This window comes from Pandoraea apista (assembly GCF_001465595.2).
Classification (GTDB): domain Bacteria; phylum Pseudomonadota; class Gammaproteobacteria; order Burkholderiales; family Burkholderiaceae; genus Pandoraea; species Pandoraea apista.
Window position 1 is genome coordinate 614,784 of record NZ_CP013481.2, and the last position, 13,478, is coordinate 628,261.

The window sequence follows — 13,478 nt, forward strand, 5'->3', positions numbered from 1 at the left end:
CGTGAGGGGAATGCGCCCGTCTCGTCAGGTGAACCCGCCGCCTTTTACTTGTCGCTTCTGCGAGCACGCCAATGCCGGATATGCCTCAGACGCCCTCGAATGAACCTGCCACGCGGATGGAACGCTGGCGTGCGTCGCCGCATGTGCGCACGCTCGTGGTGCCGCTCATGCGCTTCGGGGTCTCGGGGGTGATTTCAACGGCGGTGCATGTGATCGTTGCGATCACACTCATCGAGGTCTTCGGGGCGGGGTCGGTACCGGCGAATGCCGTGGCGTTCTGCACTGCCACGCCGTGTTCCTATCTGCTCAATACGCTATGGAGCTTCTCTGCGCGAGTGCATCGCACAAGTCTCGCGCGTTTCGTCCCGGTGTCGATTTTCGGGCTGATACTCACCACGGTCGTCGCGCGTATGGTCGAACATCTTGGCGGCAACCCCTGGATGGGCATCGCCGCCGTCGTGCTCATCGTGCCGCCGACCACGTTTGCACTACATCGCTACTGGACCTATCGTCAGGGATAACACCGGTCACGGCAGTTCAATGCGTTCGCCGTCGCCTCAACGAACGATGAAACGATGGGCGCGCGACGCGAGCGACTTGCCGCCGCCGGCGTGTGCCCGGATCGCCTTTCGCGCAGGTGCCGGCCGTGCACCGGATTCGTGCAGCGGCGCGCGCGACGGCAAGTGGCTCACCTTGACGCTCGACTGGTAGCGACGCCGCACCAGATACAGCGGACGGCCTTTCGACTCGTAGTAGATCCGCCCGACGTACTCCCCGATCACCCCGATTCCCACGAGCTGAATGCCGCCGAGGAACAGAACACCGACAAGCAGCGAGGCGTAGCCGGGCACGTCGACCCCGTGGATAAGTGTGCGCAGCGCGATATAGCTGCCGTAAGCGAGCGAGACAAGGGCGAGCGACACGCCGATATAGGTCCAGCAACGCAGTGGCACGGTGCTGAAACTGGTAATGCCTTCGAGCGCGAAATTCCACAGCCGCCAGCCCGAGAACTTGGATTCGCCCGCGCTGCGCGCTTCGCGCACGTACTCCACGATTTCCGTGTGGAACCCCACCCACGCGAACAGTCCCTTCATAAAGCGGCGGCGCTCGGGCAGCCGCTTGAGCGCGGTCACGACACGCCGGTCGATCAGACGGAAGTCGCCAACGTTCTCGGGCAACTTCACTTCCGAGAGACGATTGTGCACCCAGTAATAGAGGCCCGCGGCGACCCGTTTGGCAACGCTGTCGCTCGCCCGGTTCGTGCGTTTGGCCAGCACGACTTCAGCGCCGTTGCGCCAGCGCTCGATCATCACGGGGATAAGGGCGGGCGGGTCTTGCAGGTCGGCATCGATGGGGATCACGGCGTCGCCCTGCGCTTCGTCGATGCCTGCGCTCAGCGCCGCTTCCTTGCCGAAATTGCGGGTGAAGTCGATCACGCGGATACGCGCGTCGGCCCGGCGCAACGCGAGCAGAGTACTTAGCGTGTCGTCGGTACTCCCGTCGTTCACGCATACGATCTCGAAGCGCACATGGCTCATGCTGTCGAGCACGGGGGCCACGGCGCGGTAGAACTTGTCGAGCGCGGGCGCTTCGTTGTGACAGGGCACGACGAGCGAGACGAGCGGCGTGCGCAGCTGCGGCGGCGGTGAGTGGCGGGTATCGACGGCGCGGGGCATGGTAGTTACCTCGTGAACGCAGGCGCGGTGGCAGACGAGCGGCGACGTGAGATGAGGCTGCCCGAGGTGTGCGAGGTGTCCGGCACATCCGGCAAATCGGGGACATGCGCAAGGCGGCGACGGCGGCGCCACAACAGCGCGAGCGTCGTCAGCGTGATGAACGGCATGAACTGGAAGCCGATGTGTTGCACGCCGAGCAGACCGCACAGCGGTGTGAGCCATAGCACGACGAGCCATTCGCGTTCACCGCGCAGCCATCCGCGCGCGATGCCGTCGCGCACATACCAGGCGATGACGAGTGCGAGAATCGCGAGATCGTAGTCGTAGAGATAGGGGCTCACGAGTGTGGTCGCGCACACGAGCATGGCGGCGCGCAACGCGAACGCCGTCGGCCGCCGCCAGAAGTCGATCATCGCCGCCACGGCGCACAGTGCGACCCCGCCATGAATAACGGCCGCCATCAGGAGCGATGCGCCCAGCATGCGTGCCGTGACGAAGAACGTCGGCACGCGGGCGATCTGCGCAGTGCCGTCGACGATGCTCTGCCGTGCAAATGCCGTCGCGTGCAGGAACGCCGGATAGACATCGGGGCCGAAGACCGCCGCGGCGAGCGCCGTTGTGCCAATGACCGTGACGACACACGCCGTCAACGCGCGCCACTGGCGAGCGCAGAGAAAGGCCAGCGGGAAGAGCAGGGCGAGATGCGGTTTGATGAAGAGCAGACCGGTGAGAACCCCCGCCCAGACCGGGCGCTTGCGCAGCATGGCCAGCGAAAAGCCTGCGAGTCCGGTGGTGTAGAGCGAGATTTGTCCTGCGAGGATTACCACCAGCACACCGGGGAAACCGACGGTGGGCAGTCGGGCATCGCGCCACGGGGCAGTGCGTCGCAGGGCGGCGTAGTAGAGCGCGAAGCCGACACAGGCATACCCCGTGTAAGCGTAGGTGAACGAGAGCAGCGCGACCGGCGCGAGCAGCAGCATGGCGACGGGCGGATAGAGCCACGGCATCACCCCGCCCAGCTTCTCGGCCCAGGGTTGCCCGGCAATCTGTACGCGCGTCATCAGTTCGATGTTGTAGGCGTCGAGCGGATGCCCTTGCAATACGAAATGCGACGCCCCCCAGAACGGCAGGAAATCGAGGCCGACAGGGCCGATCTTCGGCGTCGGGAGATACGAGTGCTGATACCACCAGGCCACGCCCACGGCGATGGCGAAGAACAGGCCGGCGCCGCTGTACAGACGAATGCGCGCGCGGTCGTCGGACCAGTGTCGGCGCTCGCGCGGTGCTGCTTCAACGACGGTCGACGGCTTCGATGTCATGCATGAACCTCCCCTCGGCTGCATGAAAACGGCGATGTGCGACTACGGTGACTGCATGGGGTAACGCGCGGTGATTCCGGTTTGCTTCTTGTCTGATGAACGATTGTCGCGGGTCGCGCGCCGCAATCTCAAGCAGGGCATTCCCGGTATGGCGCGCGTTGCGGCATTGTGCGCGGCGTCTCACACGCCGAAGGCTTCGAACGGCGAAGCATTGTCGCCATGCCCGGCACGCACGGTTCCATATTAGACGAGACGGTCTGCGAAAGGATCGGGACAAGCGGCTTCGGCACTTGGCGAATCGGATTCCCCTGGCCGATGTGGCAAACCGGCGTTTGAAGGAAGAATTCGAGCCGCGTGATCGGACAATGTGCCGCCATGCGCTCTACGTCGTACGTTGCAACGGTCAGTGAAGGCGAAGGAGACCGATGAGTTGCCACCAGAGCGCGGTGAGCGGTACGACCGTGACGAGCGCGACAAGCGCGGTTGCGACGCAATAGCGGGTGGCGTCGCGAACGCCGATGCCGGCCAACGCCATGGCCAGCACGAGCGGCGGGGCCTGATATGGCAGCGCGATGGTGGAGATGCCGACGGCTTGCGTCAGCAAGACTGCCTTCACGCTGAGAGGTGCGCCGAGGGCAAGGGCCGGTACCAGCGGGGTGTACAGAGCGGGCGCAGCATTCGAGGTGACGAGAAACGTCAGCGCCACCGACAACCCGACGAGGACCAGATACGCCCATGCCGTCGACATTTGCGCGAGATCGAGCCGGGACAATACCGGGCGCAGTGCATTGGCGAGTCCCGCATGATCGACGGCGGCCGTCAGTCCGATGATGGCGGCGACGAACCACAGCGGCGCGAGCTTGACCTGTTTGAGAAACGCATCCGGATTCACCAATCGCAACGGTCCGAGGCACAGCAGCGCAATGCCGAGTCCGACCCAACCGGCGGCGATGTGATGCCAGGGCTCCGTGAGCCAAAGACCGAGCATCAACGCCAGTGCGGCCAGCAGACGCCATTCGTGCGGGTGCATTGCGCTGTGTGAATTGTCGTTCGCCAGTGTTTCGGGGAGGGGCGTCAACCGGTCAGGAAAGCACCGCATCGCCACGGCGACCAGCACGATCCCGCGCACAACGGCAAGCACCGGCACAAGCGCAACCGCGTATTCGCCATAGCCGAGCCGAATGCCGAGCACCGTCTCGGCAGTCCCGGCCATCACGAGGTTAGGCAGATTGGCAGGAAGAATGGCGGTCGACAACTCGCAACTGGCCAGCGCCGTCGCGAGCAGAAGACCGATGCGGCCGGGGCGGCCCTCGGTCAATCCGACACGCTCGCAGAAGCTCAGCACGATCGGCGTGAGGATGGCAATGCGGCCAAGCGTTGACGGCATCACAATGCCGAGGACGAAAGCGATGACAACGAAGCCTGTCAGCGCGATGCCATAAGCATGGCCGCAATGGTCGGCGAGCCGCGAGGCGACTCGCTCGCCGAGTCCGGTGACACTGAGTGCCATGCCGATGACCGCGCCGCTGAAGACAAGCCAGAACGCACTCGACGTGAAGCCCGAGAACACCACATTCGCACCGAGCGACGTGCCGGTCGCGAGCAGGAACATCAACACGAGCGATACGAGGAAGTCCGGCAACCAGCCGGTCGCCCAGTAGCCGAGGCAAAACAGAACGATGATCGCCACGGCGAGCGTGTCGCCGCGCAGACCCGCAGCGTGCAGAGCGAGACCGGCGCCGGCGCTTAACCCGGCGAGCAGGGCATGACGCCAAAGTCGGCCGGGCATAAAGGCGTCGGCAGGGGCTGCGGCGACCGCAGACACGGGGGCAGACGAGGAGGGGCTGACCGGGGGCATAAACGTCACCTGTCCTTAAATAATATATAATTTGTTTTGATTATATATAGTTAACCGACGGAGAAGGTCGATGCGTCAGGATGCGGGCACGGGCACGGCGGTGGAGCGCACATACGAAGCACTGCGCGAGCAGATCGGCCGTGGCGAGTTGAAGCCGGGCGAGGCGCTGCGTCAGGACCATCTGGCGGCGGCGTTGGGCGTGAGTCATGTGCCGGTGCGCGAGGCGCTCACCATGCTGGCGTCAGATGGATTGGCGGTAAGCCGTGTCAATCGCGGCACGGTCGTCACTTCGCTCACGGAAGACGACGCGCTGGAACTGGCGGATTTCCGGGCGTTGCTGGAGGGGAGATTGATGGCGCTGGCGATGCCGAATTTGTCGCGGGCGGATCTCGCGCGGGCGCGGGCGGCGCTCGACGCCCTGGAGGCGGCGACAGAGCTTGCGGACATCGTGACACGCAACGCCGCGTTTCACGGCATGCTCTACGCGAAGGCCGAGCGTCCCTACTTTCAGCGTGCTGTGGCAACGGCGAGACTGAACCTTGGGCGCTATCTGTTCCTCACTTGGCAGAAGACGGGTAACGCGACGCGCTCGCATGAAGAGCATCGTGAGTTGCTGCGTTTGTGCGAGGCGGGTGACGATGCCGGCGCCGTTGCGTTGGTGCAAGCGCACAACCGCGCGACAGGCGAGCAAATTGCACAGATCATTCGGGAAGGATGGGCGGCGTGAGCGAGTTCGGAACCTGTCATGCCGACGGCGGCGATTACGTTGTCGAGGCGCTGGCGGATGCGGATCGGCGTGCGGTTGCGAGACTCTATTACGAGGTGCGCGTCGCCACCATGACGTGGCTCGATCCGTCGACCTTTGGCGAGAACGATTTCGCGTTGCATTCGGCGGGCGAAGAGGTGCTTGTCGCGAAATCGGACGATGGCAGCGTTCTGGGCTTCGTTTCGGTGTGGCGCGCCGACGAATTCATCCACATGCTCTATGTTCGCCAGTCTTCGCAAGGAAGTGGCGTTGGCGCGCGGCTACTGCAAGCGCTGCCCGGTTGGCCGGGGCGTCGCTACCGGCTGAAGTGCCTTGTCCGAAATACGCGCGCCAGCGCGTTTTACGCACGTCATGGCTTCCGTGTGACGGGGCATGGCGTGTCGGACGAGGGCGAATACGAGGAGATGACGTTTGCGGGGCCACGGAGCTGAAACCCTCGCATTTCCTGCGCTGAAAACAAAACACCCCGGCGCGATGGCCGGGGTGTTCGGGAATCCTGCGAGACGGCAGCGTCAGACGTTGAACAGGAAGTTCATCACGTCGCCGTCATGCACGACGTATTCCTTGCCTTCGGCGCGCATTTTGCCGGCTTCCTTCGCGCCCTGTTCACCCTTGTACTGGATGTAGTCGTCGAAGGCGATGGTCTGCGCACGGATGAAGCCGCGCTCGAAGTCGGTGTGAATCACGCCGGCGGCTTGCGGAGCGGTGTCGCCCACATGGATCGTCCACGCGCGCACTTCCTTTACGCCTGCCGTGAAGTACGTTTGCAGGCCCAGCAGCTTGAAGCCCGCGCGAATCACGCGATCCAGACCCGGTTCGTCCATGCCCATGTCGGCCAGGAATTCCGCCTTGTCGGCGTCTTCCATATCGGCAATTTCCGCCTCGATAGCGGCACATACGGCAACCACCGGCGCATTCTCCGCTTCGGCGTACTTGCGCACGGCGTCCAGATGCGGGTTGTTCTCGAAGCCGTCGTCCTTCACGTTGGCAACGTACATCGTCGGCTTGGCGGTGATCAGGCAGAACGGCTTGATGAGCGCCTGCTCGTCGTCCGAGAGCTTGAGCGAGCGCACCGGACGCGCTTCGTTAAGCACCGGTACGACCTTCTCGAGCACGGCCACGAGCTTCGCCGCTTCCTTGTCGTTGCCCGACTTGGCGGCCTTCGAATAGCGTTGCAACGCTTTTTCGACGGTGCCCAGATCGGCCAGCGCCAGTTCGGTGTTGATGACCTCGATATCCGAAATCGGGTTCACCTTGCCGGCAACGTGGATGACGTTCTCGTCTTCGAAGCAGCGCACGACGTGCGTAATGGCGTCGGTTTCACGGATGTTGGCGAGGAACTGGTTGCCCAGCCCTTCACCCTTCGATGCGCCTGCCACCAGACCGGCGATGTCCACGAATTCGACCGTTGCCGGCATGATGCGCTCGGGTTTGACGATCTCGGCCAGCTTGCCCAGTCGCGGGTCCGGCACTTCCACCACGCCGACGTTCGGCTCGATGGTGCAGAACGGGTAGTTTTCGGCAGCGATGCCCGCTTTGGTCAGGGCGTTGAAAAGGGTCGACTTGCCGACGTTGGGCAAGCCGACGATGCCGCATTTGAGGCTCATGCTAAATCCTGTCTAATCCGATATATGCGCCGTTGCATTCGCCGGTCGTTGCGTCGGTGATTGCGTCGCGGAAAGTCCGCTATTGTACCCGTTCTGCCTGCAACAACGCCCTTGGCCCAATGGCATCCGCCCATGCAGCGGTCCGGGCCTGCGGCCACTGCGCTCAACTCAGTTGCTTCGCGGAGAACGTGTCGCACTTGCGCACGTCGCCGTATTGCAGCCCCTGCCGCAGCCAGTACACCCGCTGAGCACTCGTACCGTGCGTGAACGACTCGGGCACCACGCGGCCCTGCGACTGCTGTTGCAACCGGTCGTCGCCGATGGCCGCAGCGGTTTTCAGGCCCTGCTCGATGTCGCCCGGCTCCAGCAACTGCTGATTCGCCTTCGCCGCGTTGTTCGCCCAGACACCGGCGAAGCAGTCGGCCTGCAACTCCAGCCGCACTGACAGCGCATTCGCCTGTGCTTCACTGGCGCGGCGGCGAACTTCGTCGAACTTCTCCGAAATGCCCAGCAGATTCTGGATGTGATGCCCCACTTCGTGCGCAATCACATACGCCTGAGCGAAGTCGCCGCCTGCACCGAAGCGCTGCTGCAACTCGTCGTAGAACGCCAGATCGATGTAGACCTTGCTGTCGCCCGGGCAGTAGAACGGCCCCATCGCCGTTTGTCCGGTGCCGCAGGCCGTAGGCGTCGCGCCCGAGAACAGCACCAGCTTCGGTGGCACGTACTGCCGGTTCAGTTGCTGCGGGAACACGGTGGTCCAGGTGCGCTCGATGTTACCGAGCACCTTGCGGGTGAACACAGTTTTCGGATCGTTGGCTGGCGCGGTGTTCGGCGCCGGCTGCGACTGTGTCTGCCCCTGAAGCATCTGCGAGCCTTGAATGATGACGCGCGGATCGATCCCGAAGAAGTACGACGCGGCCAGCGCGACGACAATCGTGCCGATGCCGATCGTGGTGCGTCCGCCGAAACCGCCGCCCCGCCGATCCTCGACGTTCTGGCTTTCGGATTCATTGTCGAGACGCATAGGGGGCTCCGTGTCGGTAATCGATATGGGCGAAAGTATAGCGCCGGGGCGTGACGCGCGACGCTGCGTCGCAGGAGGTGCCGGGCGGCAGGCCGTCGCGGGCGCGGCAGGCGTGCGACAATACGCCATCTCGTTTTCTGAACCAGCCGGCTCGCGCGATTCAGGCGCTGGCGCTGCATTCGCCGCATGTCTCAAACGCATACCTCCAGCCAAACGCACGATGTCATCGTGGTCGGTGGCGGTCTGGTCGGCAAGGCTGCCGCCCTGCTGCTCTCCCAGGCTCGCCTGTCCGTCGCACTGCTCGCCCAGCCGGCCGCTGCCGCACCGGGCGCGGGCGCTGCCGGCGGCGATCGGTGGGACGCCCGCATCTACTCGCTATCCTCCAGTTCGCAAACGCTGTTCGAGCGCATGCGCGTATGGCAAGCGGTCGATCCCGCGCGCGTGAATCCCGTCTATGACATGGAAGTCTTCGGCGACGAGCGCGGCAGTCTTCACTTCTCCGCGTATCAGGCGGCCGTGCCGCAACTGGCCTGGATCGCCGAGTCGTCGAATCTCGAGCGCGCACTCGACGCCGCGCTTCGCTTTTCCCCGCAAGTGCAATGGCTCGACGCCCGCGCCGACGCGCTCGAAATCGATGCCGCCGCCGCTTCGGTGCGCCTGTCCGACGGCAAGACGCTGCGCGCCTCGCTTGTGGTCGGCGCGGACGGCGCTCACTCATGGGTGCGCAGCACCGCCGGACTCGACGGCACCGTGCGTCCCTACGAACAACTTGGCGTGGTGTGCAACTTCCGTGCGGAACGGGCCCATCGCGATACTGCGTTCCAATGGTTCCACGACGGCGAGATCATCGCGCTATTGCCGCTCCCCGATCAGCACGTCTCGCTGGTCTGGTCGGCCGCCAACGATCACGCGAAGCACTTGCTCGCGCTCGATCCGCAGGATCTGGCCGATCGCGTTGGTGCGTTTTCGAACGGTGAACTCGGCCGGCTCACGCCGGTCTCAGCGCGGGCTCAGGGCTTTCCGCTCGTGCTTGCGCAGGCCAAACGCCTGATCGCACCGCGCGTGGCGCTGGTCGGCGATGCGGCGCACGTGGTGCATCCGCTCGCCGGTCAAGGCATGAACCTCGGTCTGCGCGACGTGGCGGCGCTCGGCGATGCCCTTGCCGGGCGCGAGTCGTTCCGCGACTGCGGCGATGCCGCGGTATTGCGTCGCTACGAACGTGCCCGCAAGGAGGATATCGGCAGCATGGCGTTCACGACAGACGGCTTGCACAAGTTGTTCTCGACGAGCAGCCCGCTTGCGAAGTTCGTTCGCAATGCCGGGCTGGACAGTGTGAACATGCTGCCCTTCGTCAAAAAATTCCTGATCGGCCGCGCCCTGGGCTGACCCTTTGGGCGTCAATGCCGGCGATTCCGACGACCACCGGAATCGCCACACGCGCCGCTTGCTTGATACATTTCTGGAGATATTCGATGTTGCAACGTTATCGCGCCTCGGCGCTCGCAGCGTTCGGTCTGGCGGCAGTCTGCGCCGCAACGCTTACGACGTCGGCGGTTGCGCAGAACAAGTCCGATGCGTCGCTTGACCGGGTGAAAGCCGCCGTGCAGAAAACGCTTGGCGCAGATGCCCCCATCAAGTCGGTGGCGCGCACGCCGATTCCCGGGCTCTATGAAGTGTCCATCGGCGGCGAGATCATGTATGCCGACGAGAAGGCGCAGTACGTGATTCTTGGCGGCAACCTCGTCGATACGAAAACGCGTCAGAACCTGACCGAAGCGCGTCAGTCGGAGTTGAACAAGGTCGACTTCGCCAAGCTGCCGCTGGATCGCGCCATCAAGTACGTGAAGGGCAACGGCAGCCGCAAGATCGCTGTCTTCTCCGACCCGAACTGCCCGTATTGCAAGCGCTTCGAAGACTCGCTCAAGAACTCGAAGCTCGACAACGTCACCGTCTACACCTTCCTGTACCCGGTGCTCGGCCCGGATTCGGACGCCAAGTCGAAGGCGATCTGGTGTGCCTCCGAACCGCTCAAGGCGTGGCACGACTGGATGCTCGACAAGAAGGCGCCCCCGACGCCCACCGCCAAGTGCGACGACGGTGCGGTCAGGCAGAACGTGGCGCTCGGCCGCCAGTACAACGTAACGGGCACGCCGACGATCATTCTGTCCGACGGCCGCCGCTTGCCGGGCGCCGTGCCTGCCGACGAACTGGAAAAGGCGCTCGCGACGGTCAAGTAACTGTCTGCCGAACGCCTGTTTCTCCCGAAAACAAGAAGCCGCCACGTCATGAAAGCCACGTCAGCCTTGCCTGCGATCCGTTACGCGATCGTTCCGAAGTCGCCTGCCGCCCACCTGTTCGAAGTGACCGTCACGGTTTCGAATCCTGCCCCCGAAGGGCAGCGTTTTACGCTGCCCGCGTGGATTCCGGGCAGCTATATGGTGCGCGAGTTCGCTCGCAATATCGTGACGATCGGCGCCACCTGCCGTGGCCGCAAGGTCGCGCTCGACAAGCTCGACAAGCACACGTGGCAGGCGGCGCCGTGCAAGGGCACGTTGATCGTGACCTATGAAGTGTATGCATGGGACTTGTCGGTGCGCGCGGCGCATCTCGACGATACGCACGGCTTCTTCAACGGCACGAGCGTGTTCCTGCGCGTGGAGGGTCAGGAGCAGGCGCCCTGCGAGGTCGACGTGCTGCGCCCGCGTGGCGCGGCTTACAAGGCGTGGCGCGTCGCAACCGCGCTCGAACCGGCCCAGGGCACCGCTGCGCTCGACTTTGGCCGCTATCTGGCGGTCGATTACGACGAACTGATCGACTCGCCGGTCGAGATGGGCGCGTTTGTGCACGGTACGTTCAAGGCCTGTGGCGTAACGCACGAAGTCGCCATCACCGGGCCCGTGCCGAACCTCGACCTGGATCGGTTGCTGCGCGACATGAAGAAGATCTGCGAGGCGCAGATTCGTCTGTTCGAGCCGGGCGCCAGTTCGCGTTCGCGCGTGCCGATGTCGCGCTATGTCTTCTTGCTGATGACGGTCGGCGAGGGTTACGGCGGTCTGGAGCACCGTGCCTCCACGGCTTTGCTCGCGAGTCGCAACGATCTGCCTGTGCAGGGGCAGACGAACATGAGCGACGCCTATCGCGGCTTCCTCGGTCTGGTGAGCCATGAGTACTTCCATACGTGGAACGTCAAGCGCATCAAGCCGGCGGTGTTCGCGCCGTACACGCTCGATCAGGAGAACTACACACGCCTGCTGTGGCTGTTCGAAGGCTTCACGTCGTATTACGACGATCTGATGCTGGTTCGCAGCGGCGTGATTGCGCCTGCCGCGTATTACGACCTCGTCGCCAAGACGGTAGCCAACGTGTTGCGTGGCAGCGGGCGTTTCAAGCAAACCGTGGCCGAGAGTTCGTTCGATGCGTGGACGAAGTACTACCGTCAGGATGAAAACGCACCGAACGCGATCGTCAGCTATTACACGAAGGGCTCGCTCGTTGCGCTCGCTCTCGATTTGACGATCCGCTCGCGTACTCGTGGCCAGAAGTCGCTCGACGACGTTATGCGTGCGCTCTGGCAACGTTATGGCCGCGACTTCTATCGCGGCTCGCCCGTGGGTATCGACGAAGACGCGGTGCAGCCGTTCTTCGAAGAGGTTTCCGGGCTCGATCTGTCGGAGTTTTTCGCCACGGCGATCAACGGCACGCGCGATCTGCCGCTCGCAACGCTGCTTGAGCGCGTGGGCCTCACACTGTCGCCGGTGACGCCGGAGAACGGCCGTCCTGCGCTCGGCGCGAAGACGGCCAAGCGCGGCGACGATCTCACGCTGACGCAGGTGCTCGATGGTGGCGCAGCGCAAGCCGCCGGTCTGTCGGCGGGCGACGCGCTCGTGGCCATCGACGGGCTGCGCGTGACGCCGGGCAACATCGACAAGTTACTGGAGCGCTATCGTCCCGGCGACCGGGTGACGGTCCACGCTTTCCGTCGCGACGAACTGCGCGAGACGGCACTCACGCTCGATGCGCCGGAGATCTCGCAGTACCGCATTGCCGAGACCAAAGATCGCGCCGCCGCACAGCGTCGCGCGAAGTGGCTGTCGGCCTGACGCGTCTTACCGCTTCGCGCCCGGCCGGTGTGCGCGGCGCTTAACCTTCTGCCGGACCCGGCACCGCCGGGTCGCGGTTCTCTTCCGGACAGGATCTGGCAACCGCGAGCATGTGCTCGATGAATACCTGTGTCTTGCGCGGCAGGAAGCGCCGGGAGGGCGTGACCAGATGCACCGGACTTTCGGGCAGCGACCACGCCGGCAGCACCTTCACGAGACGTCCTGTGCGCAGGGCGTCGTCCGCCAGAATATCCGTGAGCGCCGCGATGCCGCTGCCTGCAAGCGCCATCTCCTTGACCATGCCCATGCTATTGACCTGAATCGCTCCGTGCATGGTGATGTCCACACGCTGACGGCCCTTGTGCAGCGTGTCCGAGTTGAACAGGCGACGCGCGCCTTGCAGGATCACGAAGCGATGTCCCGCGAGTTCGTCGGGCGTGGCGGGCAGTCCCGTCGCGCTCAGATACAGCGGGCTTGCATACAGGCTGCGTGTGAGTTTGAGCAGCGGCCGCGCCACGAGTGTGGAGTCGGAGAGTTGTCCGGCCCGGATGGCAACGTCGACACGCTCGGCAATCAGATCGACCTGCCGCGAACTCAGATCGACATCTACCGTGATCTCGGGATAGGCAGCGCAGAACGTGGCAAGGGGCACTGCCAGCCACTGTGCGGCAAAGTCGCCCGGCGCGGTGATGCGCAGACGTCCACGCGGCTTGCTCGACAACTGTGAGGCAAAGTCGCGCGTCTCTTCCACTTCTTCGAGAATCGGCAGGCAACGCTCGTAATACGCCTCGCCCACTTCGGTCAGCTCGAGGCGTCGCGTGGTCTTGTGCAACAGCTTCGTGCCCAGCCGCGCTTCGAGTCGAGACAGACGCCGGCTCACCGTCGCCTTGGGCAGATCGAGCCGCTCGCCCGCGCGCGTAATGCTGCCCGAGCGCACGACCTCCGCGAAGATCAGCATGTCATTCAGATCGTCAATCATCGCGAGTGCTCCTCGGTGACGCAGGGCGTCCGGCATGGACAGCCGCACCGAACATTGGCGGAAAGTGGGTCGAATTACATTGTTCCAAAAAGGGAACAAACAATTCGATTTTACCGGCTTGTTTCATTTTTAGGGGTAACTACAAT

12 protein-coding genes are annotated in these 13,478 nt (G+C 64.0%); 6 read left to right on the top strand and 6 right to left on the bottom strand.

What is annotated here, in order from left to right; translation table 11 throughout:
• Positions 1-116 precede the first annotated feature (116 nt).
• Positions 117-521: a GtrA family protein gene (locus AT395_RS02875; RefSeq protein WP_042113241.1), complete on the top strand. Its 405-nt coding sequence runs from the start codon at positions 117-119 to the stop codon at positions 519-521.
• 36 nt (positions 522-557) lie between these two features.
• On the opposite strand, the gene AT395_RS02880 is transcribed toward AT395_RS02875, so the two are convergent.
• The 3 genes from AT395_RS02880 to AT395_RS02890 all read right to left on the bottom strand — a co-directional run bounded on the left by AT395_RS02880 (position 558) and on the right by AT395_RS02890 (position 4,784).
• Positions 558-1,676, bottom strand: coding sequence for a glycosyltransferase family 2 protein (locus AT395_RS02880; RefSeq protein ID WP_042113240.1), 1,119 nt, complete (start codon positions 1,674-1,676; stop codon positions 558-560).
• A gap of 5 nt (positions 1,677-1,681) precedes the next feature.
• Positions 1,682-2,995 (bottom strand): glycosyltransferase family 87 protein, encoded by a 1,314-nt coding sequence (locus AT395_RS02885; protein ID WP_048628113.1) that lies wholly within the window; start codon positions 2,993-2,995, stop codon positions 1,682-1,684.
• A gap of 403 nt (positions 2,996-3,398) precedes the next feature.
• The gene (locus AT395_RS02890; protein WP_048628112.1) at positions 3,399-4,784 is read right to left on the bottom strand and encodes an SLC13 family permease; all 1,386 of its coding nucleotides are present in this window, start codon (positions 4,782-4,784) and stop codon (positions 3,399-3,401) included.
• A gap of 139 nt (positions 4,785-4,923) precedes the next feature.
• On the opposite strand from AT395_RS02890, the gene AT395_RS02895 reads away from it, so the two are divergent.
• Positions 4,924-5,580 carry a GntR family transcriptional regulator gene (locus AT395_RS02895; RefSeq protein ID WP_048628111.1) on the top strand — a complete coding sequence of 219 codons (657 nt, stop codon included), beginning with the start codon at positions 4,924-4,926 and terminating at the stop codon, positions 5,578-5,580.
• Positions 5,577-6,050: a GNAT family N-acetyltransferase gene (locus AT395_RS02900; RefSeq protein WP_197088107.1), complete on the top strand. Its 474-nt coding sequence runs from the start codon at positions 5,577-5,579 to the stop codon at positions 6,048-6,050. The genes AT395_RS02895 and AT395_RS02900 overlap by 4 nt, the downstream gene beginning before the upstream one ends.
• Before the next feature lie 81 nt (positions 6,051-6,131).
• Here the strand turns inward: AT395_RS02900 and ychF are convergent, their stop codons facing one another.
• Positions 6,132-7,226, bottom strand: a complete 1,095-nt coding sequence (ychF, locus tag AT395_RS02905) for a redox-regulated ATPase YchF (RefSeq protein WP_039373958.1) — start codon at positions 7,224-7,226, stop codon at positions 6,132-6,134.
• A 163-nt stretch (positions 7,227-7,389) separates the two neighbouring features.
• Entirely contained in the window at positions 7,390-8,253 is an 864-nt protein-coding gene (gene ypfJ / locus AT395_RS02910) for a KPN_02809 family neutral zinc metallopeptidase (RefSeq protein ID WP_042113235.1), read from the bottom strand.
• A gap of 186 nt (positions 8,254-8,439) precedes the next feature.
• On the opposite strand from ypfJ, the gene AT395_RS02915 reads away from it, so the two are divergent.
• From AT395_RS02915 to AT395_RS02925, 3 genes are all read left to right on the top strand, one after another.
• On the top strand, positions 8,440-9,639 hold the full coding sequence (locus tag AT395_RS02915; protein WP_042113234.1) for a UbiH/UbiF family hydroxylase: 1,200 nt from the start codon (positions 8,440-8,442) through the stop codon (positions 9,637-9,639).
• A gap of 86 nt (positions 9,640-9,725) precedes the next feature.
• The gene (locus AT395_RS02920; protein ID WP_042113231.1) at positions 9,726-10,490 is read left to right on the top strand and encodes a DsbC family protein; all 765 of its coding nucleotides are present in this window, start codon (positions 9,726-9,728) and stop codon (positions 10,488-10,490) included.
• A gap of 66 nt (positions 10,491-10,556) precedes the next feature.
• Positions 10,557-12,353 carry a M61 family metallopeptidase gene (locus AT395_RS02925; RefSeq protein ID WP_125347597.1) on the top strand — a complete coding sequence of 599 codons (1,797 nt, stop codon included), beginning with the start codon at positions 10,557-10,559 and terminating at the stop codon, positions 12,351-12,353.
• Between the two features lie 40 nt (positions 12,354-12,393).
• On the opposite strand, the gene AT395_RS02930 is transcribed toward AT395_RS02925, so the two are convergent.
• Positions 12,394-13,332, bottom strand: a complete 939-nt coding sequence (locus AT395_RS02930) for a LysR family transcriptional regulator (RefSeq protein WP_045852649.1) — start codon at positions 13,330-13,332, stop codon at positions 12,394-12,396.
• Positions 13,333-13,478 lie beyond the last annotated feature (146 nt).